The 21,060-nt window shown below is 75.1% G+C and carries 13 protein-coding genes and 2 pseudogenes; 12 read left to right on the top strand and 3 right to left on the bottom strand.

Annotation, left to right across the window (positions count from 1 at the left end; genetic code table 11):
* The first annotated feature begins 6 nt into the window (after positions 1–6).
* The 7 genes and pseudogenes from ACZ4SV_RS26870 to ACZ4SV_RS26840 all read left to right on the top strand — a co-directional run bounded on the left by ACZ4SV_RS26870 (position 7) and on the right by ACZ4SV_RS26840 (position 12,564).
* Positions 7–3,738 carry an FHA domain-containing protein gene (locus tag ACZ4SV_RS26870; RefSeq protein ID WP_468007090.1) on the top strand — a complete coding sequence of 1,244 codons (3,732 nt, stop codon included), beginning with the start codon at positions 7–9 and terminating at the stop codon, positions 3,736–3,738.
* Between the two features lie 196 nt (positions 3,739–3,934).
* The gene (locus ACZ4SV_RS26865) at positions 3,935–5,320 is read left to right on the top strand and encodes an ABC transporter substrate-binding protein (protein ID WP_468007088.1); all 1,386 of its coding nucleotides are present in this window, start codon (positions 3,935–3,937) and stop codon (positions 5,318–5,320) included.
* A gap of 70 nt (positions 5,321–5,390) precedes the next feature.
* Complete coding sequence (locus ACZ4SV_RS26860; RefSeq protein ID WP_365871559.1) at positions 5,391–6,671, top strand: carbohydrate ABC transporter permease; 1,281 nt, start codon at positions 5,391–5,393, stop codon at positions 6,669–6,671.
* Positions 6,668–7,576 carry a carbohydrate ABC transporter permease gene (locus ACZ4SV_RS26855; RefSeq protein ID WP_468007086.1) on the top strand — a complete coding sequence of 303 codons (909 nt, stop codon included), beginning with the start codon at positions 6,668–6,670 and terminating at the stop codon, positions 7,574–7,576. Before ACZ4SV_RS26860 ends, ACZ4SV_RS26855 begins: the two co-directional genes overlap by 4 nt.
* Before the next feature lie 192 nt (positions 7,577–7,768).
* Positions 7,769–7,948 (top strand): annotated as a pseudogene (locus ACZ4SV_RS26850) (hypothetical protein); the annotation flags it as partial.
* 200 nt (positions 7,949–8,148) lie between these two features.
* Positions 8,149–10,350, top strand: a complete 2,202-nt coding sequence (locus tag ACZ4SV_RS26845; RefSeq protein ID WP_468007084.1) for a bifunctional glycosyltransferase/CDP-glycerol:glycerophosphate glycerophosphotransferase — start codon at positions 8,149–8,151, stop codon at positions 10,348–10,350.
* Positions 10,351–10,356: 6 nt separating this feature from the next.
* On the top strand, positions 10,357–12,564 hold the full coding sequence (locus ACZ4SV_RS26840; RefSeq protein ID WP_468007082.1) for a bifunctional glycosyltransferase/CDP-glycerol:glycerophosphate glycerophosphotransferase: 2,208 nt from the start codon (positions 10,357–10,359) through the stop codon (positions 12,562–12,564).
* Between the two features lie 3 nt (positions 12,565–12,567).
* On the opposite strand, the gene ACZ4SV_RS26835 is transcribed toward ACZ4SV_RS26840, so the two are convergent.
* A complete protein-coding gene (locus tag ACZ4SV_RS26835) occupies positions 12,568–12,981 on the bottom strand; it encodes an organic hydroperoxide resistance protein (RefSeq protein WP_365880771.1) in 414 nt (137 codons plus the stop codon).
* Between the two features lie 99 nt (positions 12,982–13,080).
* Between ACZ4SV_RS26835 and ACZ4SV_RS26830 the strand changes: the two genes are divergently transcribed.
* Positions 13,081–13,659 (top strand): MarR family winged helix-turn-helix transcriptional regulator, encoded by a 579-nt coding sequence (locus ACZ4SV_RS26830; protein ID WP_468007080.1) that lies wholly within the window; start codon positions 13,081–13,083, stop codon positions 13,657–13,659.
* On the opposite strand, the pseudogene ACZ4SV_RS26825 reads toward ACZ4SV_RS26830, so the two are convergent.
* Positions 13,604–15,190 (bottom strand): annotated as a pseudogene (locus ACZ4SV_RS26825) (glycosyltransferase family 39 protein); the annotation flags it as partial. The gene ACZ4SV_RS26830 and the pseudogene ACZ4SV_RS26825 overlap by 56 nt on opposite strands.
* A 228-nt stretch (positions 15,191–15,418) precedes the next feature.
* Between ACZ4SV_RS26825 and ACZ4SV_RS26820 the strand changes: the two are divergent.
* Both ACZ4SV_RS26820 and ACZ4SV_RS26815 read left to right on the top strand, forming a co-directional pair.
* A complete protein-coding gene (locus ACZ4SV_RS26820; RefSeq protein WP_468007078.1) occupies positions 15,419–16,690 on the top strand; it encodes a glycosyltransferase family 87 protein in 1,272 nt (423 codons plus the stop codon).
* A 35-nt stretch (positions 16,691–16,725) separates the two neighbouring features.
* Complete coding sequence (locus ACZ4SV_RS26815; protein WP_468007076.1) at positions 16,726–18,414, top strand: glycosyltransferase family 2 protein; 1,689 nt, start codon at positions 16,726–16,728, stop codon at positions 18,412–18,414.
* On the opposite strand, the gene ACZ4SV_RS26810 is transcribed toward ACZ4SV_RS26815, so the two are convergent.
* Positions 18,401–19,039, bottom strand: a complete 639-nt coding sequence (locus ACZ4SV_RS26810) for a TetR/AcrR family transcriptional regulator (RefSeq protein WP_365882565.1) — start codon at positions 19,037–19,039, stop codon at positions 18,401–18,403. The genes ACZ4SV_RS26815 and ACZ4SV_RS26810 overlap by 14 nt on opposite strands.
* 202 nt (positions 19,040–19,241) lie before the next feature.
* Here ACZ4SV_RS26810 and ACZ4SV_RS26805 point away from each other — a divergent pair, with 202 nt between their 5' ends.
* Together ACZ4SV_RS26805 and ACZ4SV_RS26800 are read left to right on the top strand one after the other, a co-directional pair.
* A complete protein-coding gene (locus ACZ4SV_RS26805) occupies positions 19,242–20,156 on the top strand; it encodes an ABC transporter permease (RefSeq protein ID WP_397941285.1) in 915 nt (304 codons plus the stop codon).
* A complete protein-coding gene (locus ACZ4SV_RS26800) occupies positions 20,149–20,985 on the top strand; it encodes an ABC transporter ATP-binding protein (protein ID WP_397941287.1) in 837 nt (278 codons plus the stop codon). The genes ACZ4SV_RS26805 and ACZ4SV_RS26800 overlap by 8 nt, the downstream gene beginning before the upstream one ends.
* The last annotated feature ends 75 nt before the right edge of the window (positions 20,986–21,060 follow it).

The following is a 21,060-nucleotide window of genomic DNA, read 5'->3' as shown; positions in this document are numbered from 1 at the left end:
ACGCCGATGCAGATCCGGCTGACCGTCGTAGACCCGCTCGGTCCGCATCCGCAGCGGGGCCGCGCCGCGTGCCGCGACGTGCTGGTCACGGCGCCCGTGGGCACGGAGCTGGCCGCGGTCGCGTCGGCGCTGGCCGGAGCGGTCACCGGCGAGAGCGGCGCGGGCCGGGAGGCCGGCGGTGCCGTGGTGCTGTACGCGGGCGCCGAGCGGCTCGATCCGCGCCGGTGCACCCTCGGCGAGCCGCCGCTGGTCGACGGCGCGGTGCTGTCCCTGGGCGCCCCGGCGGCCCCCGAGCCGCATCCCGAGCTGGACGAGGCGCCGACCCGGCTGCACGTGGTCGCCGGGCCGGACGCGGGCGGGGTCCATCTGCTGCACGGCGGCCGGATCACCGTGGGCCGCTCCGCCGACGCCGACGTCCCGCTGGACGACCCCGACGTCTCCCGGCTGCACTGCGCGGTCACCGTCGGCGCCGACGGCCGTGTCTCGGTCGCCGACCTCGGCTCCACCAACGGCACGGTCCTGGACGGCACCCGGGTGACCGAGCGGCCGGTGCGGTTCCCGGCCGGGGCGCTGCTGCGGATCGGCGAGTCCGCCCTGCGGGTCACCCCGTCCGGCGGCCCCGGGATACGGGTCCGCACGGTGCCCGACGGAGAGGGCTGCGTACGGGTGCCGGCGGGCGGCGCTGACGCGGACGCACCGGGTGCGGACGGCACGCGCGCGGGCGGCCCCGGCGGCGCGGGAACGGGCGCCGGCGGGCAGACACCGGGGGCGCGGGCCGGCGCCGCGGGTCCCTCGGGCCGTACGCGGCACGCCTACGGCCCCTACGACCCCGCCGGCCGGGAGCACCGGCGCGGCGCGGCGCCGCTGGTGCCGGGACAGGCCGGGGCGCCGAGCGTGGAGAGCCACGGCGCGGGCTCCGGTGCGCCCGGCACCGGGTCCGGCGGCGACACGCACGCGGGGCACTTCGGGGCCGGCGGGCCGGGCGGGGCCCCCACGGCGGCGTACGGCGGCGGGCCGGAGGGCGAGGACGTACGCGCGGGCGGCCGCAAGGGCACCCCGGTCAGGGGTACGGACTTCCCCGGCCATCCGGACATCACACACACTTCCGACCCTTTCCCCGGTGGCCGTCCCGGGCCCGCCGACGCCCCGCTGGGCACCCGTCCCGAGCCGGCCGACGCCCCGCAGGGCGGGCGGCGGCGGGGGCTCGGCGCCTGGGCCCGGCGGCTGACCGGCGGGCGCGGGGAGCAGACCGCCGGGACCGCGCCGTACGAGGGCACGGCCGTCCCGGCCGGTGACGTCCCGCCGGCCGGACCCGCGCGGCAGCCGGAGACCTGGCCGGACCCGGCCGCCCTGCTGCTGACGGCGCTCGGCCCCGGGCCCCGGCTGTGGGAGCGGGGGCCCGGCCATCCGGAGGCGCTGACGGTGAGGCTGGGCACGGCCGACCGGAGCGCGCCGGACGGCTCGGGCCCGCTGCCGGCCGTGCCGGTGACCGCCGCGCTCCGCGAGGCGGGCGCGCTGGGCCTGGCCGGGCCGCGCCCCCGGCTGTCCGGGCTGGCCCGCTCGGTGCTGGCCCAGCTCGCCGCGCTGCACTCCCCCGACCTGCTGGAGATCGTGCTGATCAGCGCGGACCGCGCCCGTCCGGTGGCGGACCGCACGGCGGAGTGGACCTGGCTCGGCTGGCTCCCGCAGGTGCGGCCGGGCCACGGCCAGGACTGCCGTCTGCTGCTGGCCTACGACCGCGAGCAGGCGGCGGCGCGGGTGGAGGAACTGCTGCGCCGGGTGGAGGACCAGGCGGCGACGGACCGGCCGACGGCCCGCCCCGCCGCACCGCACCCCGCGGACCCCGAGGACCCCGAGGACCCCGCGCGCTCCTTCCCGGCGGCCGGCCCGCCCGCACCGGGTTTCCCCGCACCCGGCGTCCCCGCACCGGGCATCCCCGCGCCGGGCACGCCCTCCCGGACCGCCGGCCGCCCGGCCCCCGCCGATCCCGCGCACGGCCCGTACGGCCCGCGCGCCGCGGGCCCGGGTCTGCCGGGTCTGCCCGTCCCCGGCACGGCCCCCGGCGGCCCGGCGGACCCGCGCGGCGCCCTCGCCGCCCCCCGGGACCACGGGACCGGAAACCCGGCCGCCGCGCGCACCGCCGGCCGTCCGGCCCCGGAAAGCACCGCGACCGGCGAGGACCCGCGTACCGGCCGCTTCCCGGGCCCGTTCACCGTCGTCGTCGTGGACGGTGATCCCGGCGGCACCGCGTTGCGGGACGCCCTCGCGCGGCTGGCCGTGGCCGGACCGCGGGCCGGGATCCATCTGCTGTGCCTGGCCGAGACCGAGCCCGCCTCCCCTTCCTCCCCGGTGCCGCGGACGTACGAGGCGGCCTGCGCGGTGACGCCCGCCTTCCGGCACTGCGGTGCCGTCGCGCTGCTCAGCGGGGACGTCGCCGCCGCGCTGCACCTGCTGCGGGTCGCGCCGGGCGGCCCGGTCGGCCCCGGTACGCACGCCACCGTCGACGCCGTCTCCGCCGCCTGGGCGGAACGCTTCGCGCGGGCGCTGGCGCCGCTGCGCCCGGACGGCCCGGCCGGCGAGCCGCACGCGCGCGTGGCCACGCCGCTGCCCCGCTCGGCGCGGCTCCTGGACGAGCTGGGCCTGGCCCGCGCCACCCCGGCGTCGCTGATGGCGCGCTGGGCGGACGCGGCGGACGACACCGAGTCGCCGGGCGGCCGGGCCCGGGCGGTGCTCGGCGCCGGACCGCGCGGCCCGGTCACCGTGGACCTGGTGGCCGACGGCCCGCACCTGCTGATCGAGGGCCCGACCGGCAGCGGCCGTACCGAGCTGCTGCGGACCGTGGTCGCCGCGCTGGCCGCCGCCGAGCGGCCGGACCGGCTGGCCGTGGTGCTGCTCGACGGCCGGGACGGGATCGGCGCCGGCGGGGACGAGGGCCTGCGCCTGTGCACGGACATCCCGCACGCGACCACCCATCTGATCGCCAACGACCCGGTGCGCATGCGGGAGTTCGCCCAGTCGCTGAGCGCCGAGCTGAAGCGCCGGGCGGAGCTGCTGGGCCGGACGGACTTCACCGACTGGCACGCGGGGCGGGAGGTGTCCGGCCGGATGGTGGCCCAGCGCACCGCTCCCGGCGGCACCGCCTCCGGGGACATAGAGTCGCCGCCCAGCTCCACCCTGCGGCTGCGGCCGGGCGCGGCGGCCCGGCAGCGCGCCGGGGCGGTCCCGCCGCTGCCCCGGCTGGTGGTCGTCGTCGACGACCTGGACGCGCTGGTCTCCCCGGCGCTCGGCTCACCGGGCCGGCCGGCCGCCGGCTCGGTGATACGCGCGCTGGAGGCGGTGGCCCGCGAGGGCGAGCGGCTCGGGGTGCACCTGGTGGCGGCGGCCGGGGCCGACGGCCGGACGGCGGAGTCGGAGCCGGCCCGCCGGGCGGCCCTGCGGGTGGTGCTGGAGGCGCCGCAGCCGGGGCCGGACCAGCCGGCGCCGGGCCGGGGCAGGCTGGCGTACGCGGACGGGCGGGCCGTGGCCTTCCAGGGCGGCCGGGTGACCGGCCGTATCCCGCGTACCGCGACCCAGCGGCCCACGGTGGTCCCGCTGGACTGGCAGCGCATGGGCGACCCGCCGGCCCGCCGGCCCGTGCGGGAGCTGGGCAACGGTCCCACCGACCTGGCCCTGCTGGCGAGCGCGGTGGAGCGGGCGGCCCGGCAGGTCGCGGCGGCCGAGGTGCCGTCCCTGCTGTAACCGGCCGCCGGAGCCGTCCGCGCCGGCTCCCGGAAACCGGTGCGCATACACCGCTGGTCACGAGCCGATCACGATGCACCGGTCCGTGCCGCAGGTGCTCTTGCCCGCCCGGAGCGGCCCGGCGTACACCGGACCGCACGGGACAGAGTTCATACGTTCAACGCGCGTTCAACGAAGAACGACGAACGGGGAAGTGATGCGCAGCAAGAGCAACACGTTCCACACCCACAGGGCCGTCACCGCGGTCGCCGCCCTGCTCGCGGGAGCCCTGGCGCTCTCCGCCTGCTCCGGCGGCGACGGCGACGACGGTGAGAGGGGCACAGGGCAGGAGAGCGGCGGGACCACCGGGTCCACGGTCACCCTGCCGAAGCTGGACGGCGCCAGACTGGAGGTGGCCGCCGTCTGGACCGGCGGGGAGCAGGCCAACTTCAAGAAGGTCCTCGCCGAGTTCGAGAAGCGCACCGGAGCGCAGGTCACCTTCGTGCCCGCGCAGGACCCGATCATCAACTTCCTCGGGTCGAAGATCGCGGGCGGCCAGCCGCCGGACGTGGCGCTGCTCCCGCAGCCCGGCGCGATCAGGCAGGCCGTGCAGAAGGGCTGGGCCAAACCGCTCGGCCCGGAGGCGCTGAAGGAGCTGGGCGAGAACTACTCGCAGGGCTGGCAGGACATCGGCGCGGTCGGCGGCAAGCGGTACGGCGTCTACTACAAGGCCGCCAACAAGTCGCTGATCTGGTACAACGCCGAGGTCTTCGCGAACGCGGGGGCGAAGGAACCGAAGACCTGGCAGGACCTGCTGACCGCCTCGCGCGCGGTGTACGACTCCGGGGTCACGCCGTTCTCGGTGGCCGGCGCCGACGGCTGGCCGCTGACCGACTGGTTCGAGAACGTCTATCTGTCCCAGGCGGGCCCGGAGAAGTACGACCAGCTCGCCCAGCACAAGATCAAGTGGACCGATCCGTCGGTGAAGCAGGCGCTCACCACCCTCGCCCAGCTCTGGAACCGCAAGGACTACCTGGCGGGCGGCCAGAGCGGCGCGCTCCAGACGGAGTTCCCGCAGTCGGTCACCCAGACGTTCACCGGCGGCGACCAGCCGAAGTCCGCGATGGTCTACGAGGGCGACTTCGTGCAGGTCAACATCGCCGAGACCAAGGCGAAGGTGGGCACGGACGCCAAGGTGTTCCCGTTCCCGGCCGTCGGCTCGGCCGCGCCCGTGGTCTCCGGCGGTGACGCGGCCGTGGTCCTGAAGGACTCCAAGGCGGCGCAGGCGGTGGTCACCTTCCTCGCCTCCCCGGACGCGGCCACCATCCAGGCCAAGCTGGGCGGTTACCTCTCCCCGAACAAGAACGTGCCGCTCACGGCGTATCCGAACGCGGTGCAGCAGAAGATCGCCAAGGCGCTGGTCGCGGCCGGCGACGACTTCCGCTTCGACATGTCCGACCAGGCGCCGCAGGCCTTCGGCGGCACGCCCGGCAAGGGCGAGTGGAAGGACCTCCAGGACTTCCTGAAGAACCCGCGGGACGTCGCGGGCGCCCAGGCGAAGCTGGAGAAGGACGCGGCGGCGGCGTACGGGAACGGGGGCTGATCCGGCCATGGCGTCGGCAGCGGCGGCGGGGTCCCCACCGGGCCCCGCCGCGCCCCGCGGTCGCAAGAGCGTGACCGGCACCCGCAAGACCGTGGCAGCGCTGTTCCTACTGCCCGCGCTGGTGCTGCTCGGTGCGCTCGTGGTCTACCCGATCGGGTACTCGGTCGTCCGCAGCTTCTACGACAACTCCGGCGACGGCTTCGCCGGGATGGACAACTACCGGACCCTGTTCACCGACGACGGCATCCGGACCGCCCTGAAGAACAACGTCATCTGGGTGGTGTTCGCGCCGACGGTCGCCACCGCGCTCGGCCTGGTGTTCGCGGTGCTGACCGAACGGGTGCGCTGGGGCACGGCGTTCAAGCTGGTCGTCTTCATGCCGATGGCGATCTCCATGCTGGCCGCCGGGATCATCTTCCGGCTGGTGTACGACCAGGACCCGGACAAGGGCGTCGCGAACGCGGTGTGGGTGGGCGTGCACGACACCTTCGCGCAGTCGTCGGCGTTCCCGAAGGCCCACCCGGGCCGTCGGTCGCCGCTGGTGGCCGAGGGCGGCGGCTTCGTCACCCAGGACGTCGTGCACGCCGGGCGGCCGGTCGCGCTGCCGCTGGTCGGGGTGGCCCCCGACCAGTTGCCGGACGGGGTGCGCAAGGCGGCCGCCGCCCGCGCCGAACCGGGCCGGGTCACCGGCAGCACCTGGCAGGACTTCACCCGCGGCAAGGGCGTCGGCCGGCTCGGCGCGCCCGATCCCACCGAGGTGGGCTATGCCGGGATGCGGATCGAGGCGGTGAAGGACGGCACGGTGGTGGCGTCCGCGACGGCGTCCGGCGACGGCACGTTCACGCTGCCCGCGGCGGCGGACGGGGCCCGGCTCCGGCTGCCCGCCGAGAACTTCCGGGAGCCGTACGACGGCGTCGGCTGGCTCGGTCCGGCGCTGGTCACCCCGGCGATCATCGGGGCGTACGTGTGGATGTGGGCGGGCTTCGCGATGGTGCTGATCGCGGCCGGGCTCGCGGGCGTGCCCCGGGAACTGCTGGAGGCGGCGCGGGTGGACGGCGCGACCGAGTGGCAGGTGTTCCGCAAGGTCACCGTGCCGCTGCTGGCGCCGGTGCTGGCGGTCGTGGTCGTCACCTTGATGATCAACGTGCTGAAGGTGTTCGACCTGGTGTTCATCATCGCGCCGGGCTCCTCCCAGGACGACGCGAACGTGCTGGCGCTGGAGCTGTACCGCAAGGGCTTCGCGGAGGGCCGCCCGGGTGTCGCGAGCGCGATCTCCGTGTTCCTGCTGCTGCTGGTGATCCCGGTGATGCTGTTCAACGTGCGTCGGCTGCGGCGGGAGGTGCGGCGATGACGGTGACCGCCGAAGAGGTGGGCAAGGCCGGGCCGGTCCGCAAGACCGCGGCCCGGCGGTCGGCCGGCTCCCGGATCGCGGAGCGGCTGAGCGGCGGGCTGGTCCGTGTGGTGCTGATCGTCGTGGGCCTGTTCTGGCTGGTGCCGACGATCGGTCTGCTCGTCTCCTCGCTGCGCACGCCGCAGGACATGAGCGCGAGCGGCTGGTGGACGGTGTTCGCCAAGCCGTCCCAGCTCACCGTCGACAGCTACCAGAAGCTGCTGGAGAACGGCGACATCACCGGCTCCCTGCTGAACACCGTGCTGATCACGGTCCCGGCGACCGTCCTGGTCGTGGTGATCGGCTCGCTGGCCGGGTACGCGTTCGCGTGGCTGGAGTTCCCCGGCCGGGACTGGTGGTTCCTGGGCGTGGTGAGCCTGCTGGTGGTGCCGGTGCAGGTGGCGCTGATCCCGATCGCCGAACTCTTCGGGAAGATCGGGCTGTTCGGGACGATCTTCGGGGTGGTCCTGTTCCACACCGGTTTCGGGCTGCCGTTCGCGGTGTTCCTGCTGCGGAACTTCTTCGCGGAGATCCCGCGCGAGCTGCTGGAGGCGGCCCGGCTGGACGGCGCCGGCGAACTGCGGCTGTTCGCCCGGGTGGTGATGCCGCTGGGCGGGCCGGCGATCGCGAGCCTCGGCATCTTCCAGTTCCTGTGGGTGTGGAACGACATGCTGGTGGCGCTGGTGTTCACCAAGTCCGGCACCCAGCCGGTCACGGTCGCCCTCCAGACCCAGGTGCGGCAGTTCGGCAACAACATCGACGTGCTGGCACCGGGCGCGTTCCTGTCCATGGTGATCCCGCTGGCCGTGTTCTTCGCGTTCCAGCGGCAGTTCGTGTCCGGAGTGATGGCGGGCGCGGTCAAGTAGCCGTACACCAGGAGCACTTCGAGGGGCGGGCCGCCGGCGGCCCGCCCCTTCGCGTTGCTGTGGTGGTAGCCCGGATGACGCAGGGGCCGTAACCAAGTCGCCGCGCCGGGCGTTCCCGGGCAGTACGCCCGCGCCGAGCCGACCGTTGGATGTCCCTTGCCCAGGTCCAGTGTCATCGTCCCCGTGTACCGGCTGCTCTTCCCGGACAGCGACGACACGCTCACACCGGACGCGCCGGAGGCGATCGCCGACCGGCTCGAGGAGACCGGCGACCCGGACGTGCCGGCCTTCGACTCCGCGCGCGCCCACGGCGACGGCCGCCTGGTGCGCGACCAGCTCGCCGCCCGGCTCACCGAGCGGGGCCCGGCGCCACCGGCCCGCGCGCGCTCCCCGCTGGCCACCGTCGAGCAACCTCCCGGTCCCCTCCCCGTCACCGGGGGCCGCTGAACGCCGTTGTTGCTTCCGGGAGTTCCCATGCCCTTCGGCTCGACGCGGCCCGCCCCGAGCCGGCCGTCCACCTGGCGCCCGGCGGGACGGCCCGGCCGCGTCCGCACGACGACAGAGAGAACACAATGCCCCGCTTCAGCATCATCGTCCCGTCCCACGGGGTCGCCGGCCGGCTGTCCCAGGCGCTGGACTCGGTCCTCGGCCAGTCCTTCGGCGACCTCCAGCTGATCCCGGTCTGCGACGCCCCCGACTCCCCCGCCGCCGAGGTCGCCGCCGGATACGCCGGGCGGGACGCCCGGGTGAGCGTCGTCCACTCGCCGCCGTCCGCCGGGCTGAGCGGGGCGCGCAACACCGGGATGCGGGCGGCGGACGGCGCGTACCTGCTGTTCCTGGACGGTGACGACCTGCTGCTGCCGGGCGCGCTCGCGGCGCTGGACGCCCGGCTGACGGAGACCTCCGGCGTGGACGTGCTCTACACCGAGCACGAGCGGGTGCCCTGGTGGGAGGGCGAGCCGACGAACCCGGCCGGGCCGCTGCTCGCGGGCGCCCCGAAGGGTGCCTTCGCCCCCGCCGAGCGGCCGGAGCTGACCGGAGTGCCGCTGCCCGCGTGGAGCGCCGTGCACCGCCGCGCCTTCCTCACCGAGCACGCTCTGGCCTTCCCCGAAGGGCACTTCACCGACCTCGGCTGGGGCGGCCTGGTGTCCGTCGCCGCCGGACGGATCGCGGTACTGCGCCGGCCCGTCGTACGGCACCGGGCGCGCCGCCAGGGCAGCCGGCTCAACCAGCCCGGCCCGCACCAGTGCACCCTGCTGGACCAGGTGGAGCGGGTGCTGACCCGGGCGGCCGAGCGGGAGCTGCCGGCCGAGCGGACCGGGCCGCTGTTCGACCAGTTGTTCGCCGTGGTGCTGAAGACGGCGTCCCGGCCCGAGCGGCTGCCCGCCGGGCACCGGGCGTTCTTCCGCCGCGCGGCCCGGCTCTACCGGCGGTACCGGCCGGCCGGGCACCGGGTCCCGGACGGCAGCCTCGGGGTGCAGCACCGGCTGCTGGCGGCGGGCGCGTACAGCGCGTTCCGCGCACTGCGCGGCGCCAACCAGGCGGCCGGCGGCGCCGCCGCGCGGCTGCCGCGCCCGCGCATGGCCCGCACCCGGCTGCGCTACGCCCGTGATCTGCGCCGCCCGCTCGACCCCGACCTGGCCGTGTACTGCGCCTACTGGGGGCGCGGTTACGCCTGCAACCCGGCCGCGATCCACGCCAAGGCCCGCGAACTCGCCCCGCACATCCGCTCGGTGTTCCTGGTGGAGGCCGGCCAGGAGCACACCCTCCCCGGGGACGTGGAGTACGCGGTGATCGGCTCCCGCCGTTACTGGGAGGTGCTGGCCCGCGCCACGTACCTGGTCAACAACGCGAACTTCGCGGAGGGCGTCGTCAAACGGCCCGGCAGCGTGCACCTGCAGACCCAGCACGGCACCCCGCTGAAGACGATGGGCGTGGACCAGGCGGCGTACCCGGTGGTGGCCGCGCGCACCGGCAGCTTCGCCAGGCTGCTGGGCCGGGTCGACCGCTGGGACTACAACCTGTCCGCCAACCGCCACTCCACCCAGATGTGGGAACGCGCCTTCCCCGGCTCCTACGAGCACCTGGAGTACGGCTATCCGCGCAACGACGTGTACTACACGGCGACCGCCCGCGACGTGGCCCGCGTCCGCCGCGAACTGGGCGTCCCGGAGGGCAGGACGGCCGTGCTGTACGCGCCGACCCACCGCGACCACCACACCGGTTTCACCCCCGGCCTGGACCTGGAGGCGTTCTGCGAGGCGGCCGGCGAGGACGTCGTCGTGCTGCTGCGCGCCCACTACTTCTACGACGAGGGCCGCCGCCGGAGTTCGGGCCGGGTCCTCGACGTCACCGCGCACCGCTCCTCGGAGGACGTGTGCCTGGCGGCGGACGCGCTGGTCACCGACTACTCGTCGATCATGTTCGACTACGCCAACCTGGACCGGCCGATCGTGATCTACGCCGACGACTGGGAGGTCTACCGGGAGACCCGGGGCGTCTACTTCGACCTGCCGGCCGAGCCGCCCGGCCCGGTCGCCCGGAACCCGCGGGAGCTGGCCGCCGTGTTCCGCGACGGCTCGTACGCGGGTCCCCGGGCCCGGGCGCTGCGGGCCGCGTTCCGGGAGCGGTTCTGCCAGTTCGACGACGGGCGGGCCGCGGAGCGGGTGGTGCGGCGGGTGCTGCTCGGCCAGCCGCCGGAGGCGGTGCCGCCCGTCCTCCCGCTCGCCGAGCGCGTCCCCGCCCCCGCCGCCGCGACCCTCGTGAGGAGCTGACCCGCCGTGCCCCGCTTCAGTGTGATCGTGCCCTGCTACAAGGTGCAGGGCTTTCTGCGCGAGTGCCTGGACTCGGTGCTCGGGCAGTCCTTCGGGGACTTCGAGCTGATCGCCGTGGACGACCGCTCCCCGGACGGCTGCGGCGCGATCCTCGACGAGTACGCCGACCGCGACCCGCGGGTGCGGGTGCTGCACCTGCCGGAGAACGTGGGCCTCGGCCGCGCCCGGAACGCCGGGACGGCCGAGGCGGGCGGCGACTACCTGCTCTTCCTGGACAGCGACGACACTCTCACGCCGGGCGCGCTGGAGGCGATCGCCGACCGGCTCGCGGAGAGCGCCGACCCGGACGTGCTGGTCTTCGACTACGCGCGCGCCTACTGGTGGGGCGGCATCCGGCGCAACGTCCTCGCGCACCTCCTCACCCGCGAGGACACCTTCAGCGCCGCGGAGTACCCGCAGATCCTCGACCTGCTGATGGTGGTCTGGAACAAGGCCTACCGCCGGGAGTTCGTCGCCCGGCACGGTTTCACCTTCCCGCCGGGCTACTACGAGGACACGCCCTGGACCTTCCCGGTCCTGCTCAGCGCCGGCCGGATCGCCGCGCTGGACCGGATCTGCCTGAACTACCGGCAGCGCCGGCAGGGCAACATCCTGTCCACCACCAGCCGCAAGCACTTCGACATCCACGACCAGTACGAGCGGGTGTTCGCGTTCGTGGCCGAGCGGCCGGAGCTGGCGCGGTGGCGGCCGTACCTGCACCGCAAGATGGGCGAGCACTGCCTGGACATCCTGGCCAAGCCGGACCGGCTGCCGCCCGCCGACAAGGCCGAGTTCTTCCGGCGCACGGCTGAGATGTTCCGCGTCCACCGGCCGCCGGGCACGCCGGTGGACGGCGAGGTCGCCGTGCTGACCGGCTCCTGGACCGGGTACCGGATCAGGCGGCAGGCGGGGCGGGCCCGGCGGGAGGCGGCCCGGCGGGCGGTCCGGGCCCGCCAGGCCGCCGCCGCGCGGGCCGGGACCGGCTGGGCGGCGCTGCACGCGCACCGCCCGCTGGACGAGCACCTGGTGGTGTACTCGGCGTCCTCGCACCGGGGTCTGCTCGGCGACCCGGCCGCCGTGTACGCGGCGGCCCGCGAGATCGCGCCGCACCTGCGCGGGGTGTGGGTGGTGCGGGACGCGGAGACGGCCGCGGCGCTGCCGGCCGGTGTCGAGCACGTGCTCGTCGGCTCCCGGCGCTATCTGGAGGTCACCGCGCGCGCCAAGTACTTCGTCAACGACGTCAACTGGCCCGGTTCCCTCGCCAAACGGCCCGGCAGCGTGCACATCCACACCCACCAGTGCACCCCGCTGAAGCACCTGGGCGCCGACCTGCTGGACAAGCCCGGCGCCCGGCTCGGCTTCGACGTGCCGCAGATGCTGCGCCGGGCCGACCGCTGGGACCACAGCCTGGTCGCCAACCGCCACTCCGAGCTGGTCTGGGAGCGGGCCTTCCCCTGCCACTTCGCCTCGGCGCGCACCGGAAGCCCGCGCAACGACGTGCTGGTGAACGGCGGCCCCGGCGGCGCCGGGGGCTTCCGGGAGCGGCACGGCATCCCGGCGGACCACACGGTGGTGCTGTACGCGCCGACCCGCCGGGACTACCGCCGGGGCGGGCTCGTGGACCGGATCGACCTGGCCCGGTTCGCGGCCGGCCTGGGCGAGGGGCGCACGCTCGTGGTCCGGCTGCACCCGTCGCTGGCGAGCGGCCCGGCGCGGGGCCTGGGCCTGGCCGAGCTGGCCCGGCGCCGGGTGGTGGTGGACGCGACCGACGAGCCGCACCTCGCGGAGGTGCTGCTCGCGGCGGACGTCCTGGTCACCGACTACTCGTCGATCATGTTCGACTACGCCAACCTGGACCGGCCGATCGTGATCTACGCCGACGACTGGCCCGCGTTCACGGCGAGCCGGGGCGCGTACCTCGACATCACCGCCGAGCCGCCCGGCCATGTCGCCTCCTCCTACCGGGACCTGGCCTGGCTGCTGGCCTCGGGCGCCTGGCGGGACGAGGAGTCGGCGCGGCTGCGGGCCCGGTTCCGGGCCCGGTTCTGCGAGTTCGAGGACGGGCGGGCCGCCGAGCGGGTAGTCCGGACACTGCTGCTGGGCGAGACCATGCCCGGTCCGGTGCCGCGGGTCCCGGGCCAGGCCGCGTCCCCGGACGCGCTGTCGCCGGCTTAGCGGCTACTCGACGACGAGGTCGACCTCGATGTTGCCGCGGGTGGCGTTGGAGTAGGGGCAGACCTGGTGGGCGGACTCGACCAGCTTGCGGCCGGTCTCCTCGTCCACGGTGTCGGGCAGCTCGACGCGCAGGGTGACCTTCAGGCCGAAGCCCTCGCCCTGCTTGCCTATGCCCACCTCGGCGGTCACGGCCGCGTCGCTGACGTCGACCTTCGCCTGGCGGCCGACCAGCCCGAGGGCGCTGCCGAAGCAGGCGGCGTACCCGGCGGCGAAGAGCTGCTCGGGATTGGTGCCCTGGCCGTTCCCGCCGAGTTCCGCGGGCATGGCCAGGGCCAGGTCGATCCTGCCGTCGGAGGAGACGGCGCGGCCCTCGCGGCCGTGGGTGGCGGTGGCGACGGCGGTGTAGAGCGCGTCCATGGAGACCATCCCTTTCGGGGTCGGGGTGCGTTGTGCCGCCAACTACATCACACAATTAAGTTGTGCACAACCAAATTGGGTGAGCGCTATCCTGGAGTCATGACCGACTCGGAGTGGCTCCGCCTGGACCGCCAGATCTGCTTCTCCCTGCACGCCGCCTCCCGCGCCTTCAACGGCGTCTACCGCGTCGTCCTGAAGGGCCTCGGGCTCACCTACCCGCAGTACCTGGTGATGCTGGTGCTGTGGGAAGAGGGCGACCTGCCGGTCAAGAAGCTGGGCGAGCGGCTGCGGCTCGACTCCGGCACGCTGTCCCCGCTGGTCAAGCGGCTGGAGGCGGCCGGTTTGGTACGGCGCGAGCGCAGCGCGGCGGACGAGCGCTCGGTCCTCGTGCGCGTCACCGGAGAGGGCGCGGCACTGCGCGAGCGCGCGCTGGAGGTGCCGCGCCGGATCGGGTCGGCGACCGGGTTCGACCTGGCGGAGATCGGCGCGCTGCGGGACCGGCTCGACCGGCTCACGGCCGCGCTGGACGAGGCGGCGCGGACGGAGGCGGCGCGGACGGAACCGGGACGGACCGAGACGGCGCGGACGGAACCGGGACGGACCGAGACGGCGCGGACGGAACCGGGACGGACCGAGGCGGCGCGGACGGAACCGGTGCGGACCGAGGCGGGGCGCTGACCGGGCGGACGTAGAGCCGTACGGTGATCCAGCCCCGCACGGTCTCCCGGCGCGCCGTGAACTGCTGCCACAGGACAGCCGCCTTGGCCCGCTCCACGGGGTCGTGCGGGACCCAGGCGCCGCCCAGCAGTCTGCGGTCCCCGACGACCCACACCCGCTCCAGGCCCGCCAGCCTGCGGCGCGCCTCCGCCACCCCGGCCTCCCGTCCGTAGAGCGTCCCGGACTCCGCCGCGCCCGTCACCAGCAGCACGTCCCGGGTGCCCCGGAACGGCCGGGGATAGGTGAGCGCCGCGTTCCGCAGGGCCGCCGGCACGAACACCACGGCCTGGCCGGCCCCCACCTCCCGCCCGGCCGCCCGGGAGACGGCGGCCAGATCGTCCGGGCGCCGCCCGGGATCGCGGTCCAGCCGCAGCAGCGGGAACTGGTGGACGAGGGCGAGGACGACCGCGAGGACCCCGGCGAGGGCGACGGCGGAGGACCGCCCCGGGACACCCGGTCGCGTACCCGGCCCGCCCGCATCCGGCCCGCCCGCGTCCGGGCAGCCGTCGCCCGGGGCGGGACGGGCGGACGCCCACAGGGCACCGGCGGGCAGCCGCGCCAGGGCCCCGGCCAGCCGCTCCGCCCCGCAGGCCACGAGCAGCGGAGCGCCCGACAGCGCGTACAGCACGTACCGGTCGACGTACAGCGGTGACACCTGGGAGACCAGCATCAGCACCGCCGGCGGCACCACCATCACCGGCAGCCCCACCCCCGGGCACGTCAGCTCGCCCTTGCGCCCGACCAGCCCCGCCAGCCCCAGCACTCCCAGCGCGAGACACACCCAGAACACCGAGTCGGCCGGTCCCAGGAACTTCCGCAGCAGCCCCCCGGCCGTGTCCCCCGTGGGCGCCCGCAGCCAGGCCAGTTGCGCGGCCTGCCCCGACGACACCAGCGCCATCGGCAGCAGCGCGAGGACGACCGCCGCCGCCGTGCCGCCCCAGGCCCGCCACACCCGCGCCCCGGCCCGGGCCAGCGCCAGCGACCCGGCGTGGGCGAGGAGCAGCAGGACGGCGAACTCGTGCAGCCAGCAGGTCAGGGCGAGCACCGCGCCGTACGGCCACCAGGTGCCGCCGCGCACGGCCCGCACGAACAGCAGCGTCGCGGCGGTGGCGCCGGCCGCGACGAGGGCGTAGGAGCGGCCCTCCTGGGCGTAGTGGCCGGCCATCGGCGTGACGGCGTAGAGCAGTCCGGCCCACAGCCCGACGCGCGGCCGGACCAGCCGGGCGCCGAGCGCGGCCACCAGCGCCGCCGTGCCGGCCGCCGCGCACACCGAGGGCAGCCGCAGCGCGACCTCGCCGGGGCGGACGGCGAGGACGGCGTGCACCAGCAGGTAGTACAGGCCGTGCACCGCGTCCACGTCGTGCAGCAGCCGCCAGATCTGCGGCACCGTACGGCGCCCCACCTGGAAGCTGACGGCCTCGTCGCGCCACATGCCGCCCCGGTCCAGCCGCCACAGCCCGAGGACCAGCATCACCAGCGCGGGCACCGCCACGGCGGCGGCCCGGCGCGGCCGTTCCCGGGCGGGCGCCCGTAGCCGGCGCGGCGGGTCGCTCGTTGCACCGGATACACCCGTGGTCGCCCCGGCCGGCCGACGTGACTGCGGTTGCGCAGGAAGCCCGACGTTCACCCTGGCCCGATCTCTTGCGATTAGCCAACATTTGCGGCCGTTGACGGCGTATCAGCATGGATACACCATCCGCACCGCTTAGGCTCCCATGTGATGAACCGTTCCCGTGTCACCCCCGGCCCGGTCCTCGCCCTCACCGCCCTGTGGCTCACCACCCGCGCCCTGATGCTGTGGCTGATCGTCCACGGCGCCGCCCGGCTGCCGGGCGGCGGCGCGGTGACCCGGGAGGTGTGGCGGCTGTACTTCCACTGGTACGGCGTGCTCGCGCACGGCTCCTTCCCGGACCACGACACGCTGTGGCAGTACCCGCCGGGCGCCGGCGCGGTGCTGCTGGCGCCCGGCCTGCTGCCGGGCCTGACGTACTTCCAGTCCTTCGTGCTGCTCACCCTGGCCGTGGACGCGCTGACGGCGGTGGCGCTGGTGCGCGCGGGCACCGCGGCCGGGCGCAGCCTGCTCGGCGCGGCGCTGTGGACGGGCGGTCTGCCGCTGCTGCTGCACCTGCCGCTCGCCCGGTACGACGTGCAGGTCACCGCGCTGGCCGTGCTCTCCCTGCTGGTCTCGGCGCGCTCCCCGCGCGCGGGCGGGGTGCTCGGGGCGCTGGGCGCGCTGGTGAAGGTGTGGCCGGCGCTGGTGCTGCTGGGCACGCCCCGGGGCCGGCCGACCCGCACGGCGTGGGCGTCGGCGGTGTGGACCGGCGCGGGGTGCCTGGCCGTCCTGTCCGTCTTCTTCACCCATCCGCTGTCCTTCCTGCGCGAACAGGGCGGCCGGGGCGTGCAGGTCGAGTCGCTCGGCGGGACGGTGCTCAGCCTGGCCCGGCACGCCGGCTGGCCGGGCCGGACCCGCTACCAGTACGGCGCGGTGGAACTGGTCGGCCCGCAGGTGCACGCCGTCGCCACCGTCTCCCTCGCGCTGTCGGCCCTCTCGCTGGGCCTGCTGGTGCTGTGGCGGGTGCGGGCCCGGCGCTGGAGCGAGGCCACGCCGTACGACGCGGCGCTGAGCGCGGTGCTGCTGTTCACGGTCACCAGCCGGGTCATCAGCCCGCAGTACATGATCTGGCTGATCGGACTGGCCGCCGTGTGCCTGACCTCGCGCCACACCAGCCAGCGGCCGGTGGCGGCGCTGGTCCTGGCGGCGTCCGCGCTGAGCACCGTGGCGTTCCCGGTGTACTACCGCGAGGTGGTCGACGGCACCTGGGCCGGATGCCTGCTGATGCTGGCCCGCAACGGGCTGCTGGCCGCCGCCGCGGTGCTGTCCTTCGCCCGGCTGTGGCGGGCCGCGCGGCCGCCGGCCGGAAAGACCGTGCCGGTGACGGAACCCCGGCCCGGCGCCGGCCGTCTACCGGAGCGAGCACTCAGTGCCCCGTAGCGGGGTATCGGCGGACGTCCCGACGCTCCTGGCCCATGGACACCATGCACCCAGAACCGCGTGACCCCCGTCCGGCACCGCCGGCGCCCGCGTCCGAGCCGGTCCCGGCGCCCCGGGTCGCCGTGGTCGTCATCGGCTACAACGACCGCGCCCATGTCGCCGACGCCGTGCGTTCGGCGCTCGCGCAGGGCCCCGCGGTCGCCGAGGTGATCGCCGTGGACGACTGCTCCACCGACGGCAGCGACGGCCTGCTCGCCCGGCTGGCCGCCGGCGAGCCACGGCTGCGGGTGGTGCGCCGGAGCGTGAACAGCGGCGGCTGCGGCACCCCGCGCAACACCGGTGTCGAGGAGGCGACGGCGCCGTACGTGATGTTCCTCGACAGCGACGACGTGCTGCCGCCCGGCGCGGTGGACGCGCTGCTGACGGCGGCCACCCGGGCGCGCGCGGAGGTCGCGAGCGGTCTGTGCGTGCGCCGGGAGCTGCCGTCGGGGCGCGAACAGCCCTGGCAGGCGCCCCTCTACACGGCGCACACCGTCCTCGCGCGCCCCGCCGAGCGCCCCCGCCTGGTCCACGACACGCTGTGCGTCAACAAGCTGTACCGCACCGACTTCCTGCGCGCCCACGGCATCCGCTTCCCCGAGGGCCGCTTCCTCTACGAGGACATCGTCTTCACCGCCCGCGTGCTGGCCGCGAGCCCGCGCGTCGCGCTCGTCGCGGACCGGGTGTACGTGTGGCAGGTGCGCCGGTCGGCCGAGCGGCTGTCGCTCTCCCTGGACCGGGGGCACATCGGGAACTGGACGGCGCGCGTCGAGGCGTGCGCGCTGGCGTACGACACCCTGCTGGGCGCCGGGCAGAAGGAGCTGGCGCGGGCGGCGCGCGCCAAGTTCCTCGACCACGAGGTGCGCATGTACGCCCGTGAACTGGTGCTCCACGACGCGCGCTACCAGCGCGAGTGGTGGACCCGCACCCGGGCGTACCTCGCGCGCTACGACACGGCCGACTGGGAGAGCCACCCCGCCGCCCCGGGACATGTGCTCGGCCGGGTGGTGCTGGCGTCGCCCGAGCCCCGCGACCTGGACCGCCTGCGCGAACTCGCCGCCCGCCCGGCCCGCCTGCTCCCGCCCTACGCCCGTGACCGCGAGGGTGCCCCGGTCTGGTCCGCCGGCCTTCCCGAGGTCTCGCTGGCCCCGCTGCTGACCGCGCCCGTCGCCGCGCTGCCGCTCGCGGTCGACGCCGCGCTGCGCCCGGGCGCGCGCGCCGCGCTGCTGCGCCTGCGGCTGCACGAGCTGTACGGGACGGTGGCCGGGGCGGGCCCGCGCGAGGTGGAGGTCGTCTGGCAGGCGCGCGAGGACGACCGGACACGCGGGCGTACGGCCGCGGCGCTCACGCCCTCGGCGGCGGACACCTGGACGGCGGAGGTCACCGTGGACCTGGCCGGGCTCGGTTCGGGCACCTGGGATCTGCGGCTGACGCTCCGGTTCGCGGACGGCACCGGGCGCGAGGTCACGGCGCACGCGCTTGCGGGCCCCGGCCGACTGCGCCGCCGCGCCGTCCCGAGCGCCGTGCACGGCGTACTCCTGGTGCAGCCGTACGCCACGCACTCCGGTGCGCTGGCCGTGCGGGTGGCGACCGGCTGGGGCGGAGTGCTCCGGGTGCTGCGCGGCCGGCTCCGCCGCCTGCTGCGCCGGGGCAGGGGCGCGGCCGGCGCGGTCACAGCGCCTTGAGCGCCCCGGCCGTGGCCCTGGCCAGCCGTTCCAGGTAGCCCTTCGGCGGTTTCGGCGCGCGGATGACCACCGAGCGCCAGTAGAGCGGACCGGAGATCAGGTCCAGGGCCACGTCGGTGTCGATCCCGGGGCGCAGTTCGCCGCGCTCCTCCGCCGCCGCCACGATCCGGCTGGCCACGCCCTCCTGGCCGTCCCGCAGGGCCTTCTGGAAGGCCTCGGCGAGGTCGGGGTTGCGGGCGGCCTCGGCCTGGAGGTCGGGGATGACCTGGGAGGCCACGGGATGGCGCAGGGCGCGCGAGGTGACCTCGTACAGCAGGCGCAGATCGCCTTCCAGGGAGCCGGTGTCGGGGACCGGGAAGCCGGTCACGGCCAGCGCGGAGACCACGTCCAGGACCAGGTGCAGCTTGGAGCGCCAGCGCCGGTACACCGCCGTCTTGCCGACGCCGGCCCGGCGGGCGATGCCCTCGATGGACATGCGCGCGTAGCCGGCGGCGGCCAGTTCCTCGAAGACCGCCGCCCGGATGGCCTCGGTCACGTCCTGCCGGAGCACGGCGGCCCCGGCGGGCGCCCGGCGGGCCGGACGCGCCGGCGGCTCGTCGGCGGAGGCGGCGGCGTTCGTGGTCATACCCCCAGCATAGGGCGTGACGACGGAACGGTTGCGTTCCGACGTCGGTTGGGCCTACGCTCACGTCACGACGATACGGTCCCGTCCCGTCGTAAGAGAACGTGAAGAAGAGCGTAAGGAAACGCCGTACGACGGGACGGACGCGGCGACTCCCGGCGAGAGTCGGCCGCGGCACCCCCTCCCCCGAGCGAAAGCAGCGGATGTGAGCCAGGTCCTCGACACACCGCCCCCCACCCAGGCCCCGGCCGGCGACGATCTCGCGGCGCTGGCGGCCCGGCACGGCCTGTCCGTCAGCGGCGCCCGGCCCTCCCTGCCGGAGTACGTCCGCCAGCTGTGGGCCCGGCGCCACTTCATCGGCGCCTTCGCCACCGCCAAGCTCACCGCGCAGTACAGCCAGGCGAAGCTGGGCCAGGTCTGGCAGGTCATGACCCCGCTGCTGAACGCGGCGGTCTACTACTTCATCTTCGGCGTGCTGCTCGGCACCAAGCACAACGTGCCCGACTATGTGCCGTTCCTGGTCACGGGCGTCTTCATCTGGACGTTCACGCAGAGTTCGATCATGGCGGGCACCCGGGCGATCTCCGGCAACCTCGGCCTGGTCCGCGCCCTGCACTTCCCGCGCGCGGCCCTGCCGATCTCCTTCGCGCTCCAGCAGCTCCAGCAGCTCCTGTTCTCCATGTGCGCGCTGGTCGTCATCCTGCTCTGCTTCGGCGTGCCGGTCGCCGCCTCCTGGATCCTGGCGCTGCCGGCGCTCGTGCTCCAGTTCACCTTCAACGCGGGCGTGTCCATGATCGTGGCGCGGATGGGCGCCAAGACCCCGGACATCGCCCAGCTCATGCCGTTCGTGCTGCGCACCTGGATGTACGTGTCCGGTGTGATGTGGAGCATCGACAAGATCACCGAGCACGACCACCTGCCGCACCTCGTCACCGTCCTGCTGCAGATCAACCCGGCCGCCGTCTACATCGACCTGATGCGGTTCGCGCTGATCGACAGCTTCCACGCCCACCAGCTGCCGCCGCACGTCTGGGCGGCGGCCGTCGGCTGGGCGCTGCTCGCCGGCATCGGCGGCTTCATCTACTTCTGGAAGGCTGAGGAGACGTACGGCCGTGGCTGAGCACACCGCAGAGAAGATCCCCACCGTCGTCGCCGACCGCGTCGACATCGTCTACCGCGTCAACGGCACCGGCGCCGGCCGCGGCTCCGCCACCGCCGCCCTCAACCGCATCCTGCGCCGCGAGCGGGCCGAGAAGGCGGCCGGGGTGCGCCGGGTGCACGCGGTGCGGAACGTGTCGTTCGTCGCGTACCGGGGCGAGGCCGTCGGGCTCATCGGCACCAACGGGTCCGGCAAGTCCACCCTGCTCAAGGCGGTCGCCGGGCTGCTCCCGGTGGAGAACGGGCACATCTACACCGACGGCCAGCCGTCCCTGCTGGGCGTCAACGCGGCCCTGATGAACGACCTCACCGGCGAGCGGAACGTCTTCCTCGGCGGTCTCGCCATGGGCATGGCCCGGGAGCAGATCAAGGAGCGCTACCAGGACATCGTCGACTTCTCCGGCATCAACGAGAAGGGCGACTTCATCACCCTGCCGATGCGCACCTACTCCTCCGGCATGGCGGCCCGGCTGCGCTTCTCCATCGCCGCCGCGAAGGACCACGACGTCCTGCTCATCGACGAGGCGCTGGCCACCGGCGACCGCTCCTTCCAGCGGCGGTCGGAGGCGCGGATCCGCGAGCTGCGGCAGCACGCCGGCACGGTGTTCCTGGTCAGCCACAACAACAAGTCGATCCGTGACACCTGCGAGCGGGTGCTGTGGCTGGAGCGGGGCGAGCTGCGCATGGACGGGCCGACGGAGGAGGTCATGAAGGAGTACGAGGCCTTCACGGGTGAGAAGAAGCCCGCCCCGAGGAAACCCGCGGCGCCGAAAGTCCCTCTTCCGTCCTGAGCTGTACCCCTCCAGCCGGTGCGATTATCCCTTTCACTGCCTTGGTGCCACTATGTGGGAAAAGGTGCGCCCGGA

The organism is Streptomyces sp. NPDC027672 (assembly GCF_055566335.1).
This window is presented reverse-complemented; position numbering and strand designations above follow the sequence as displayed.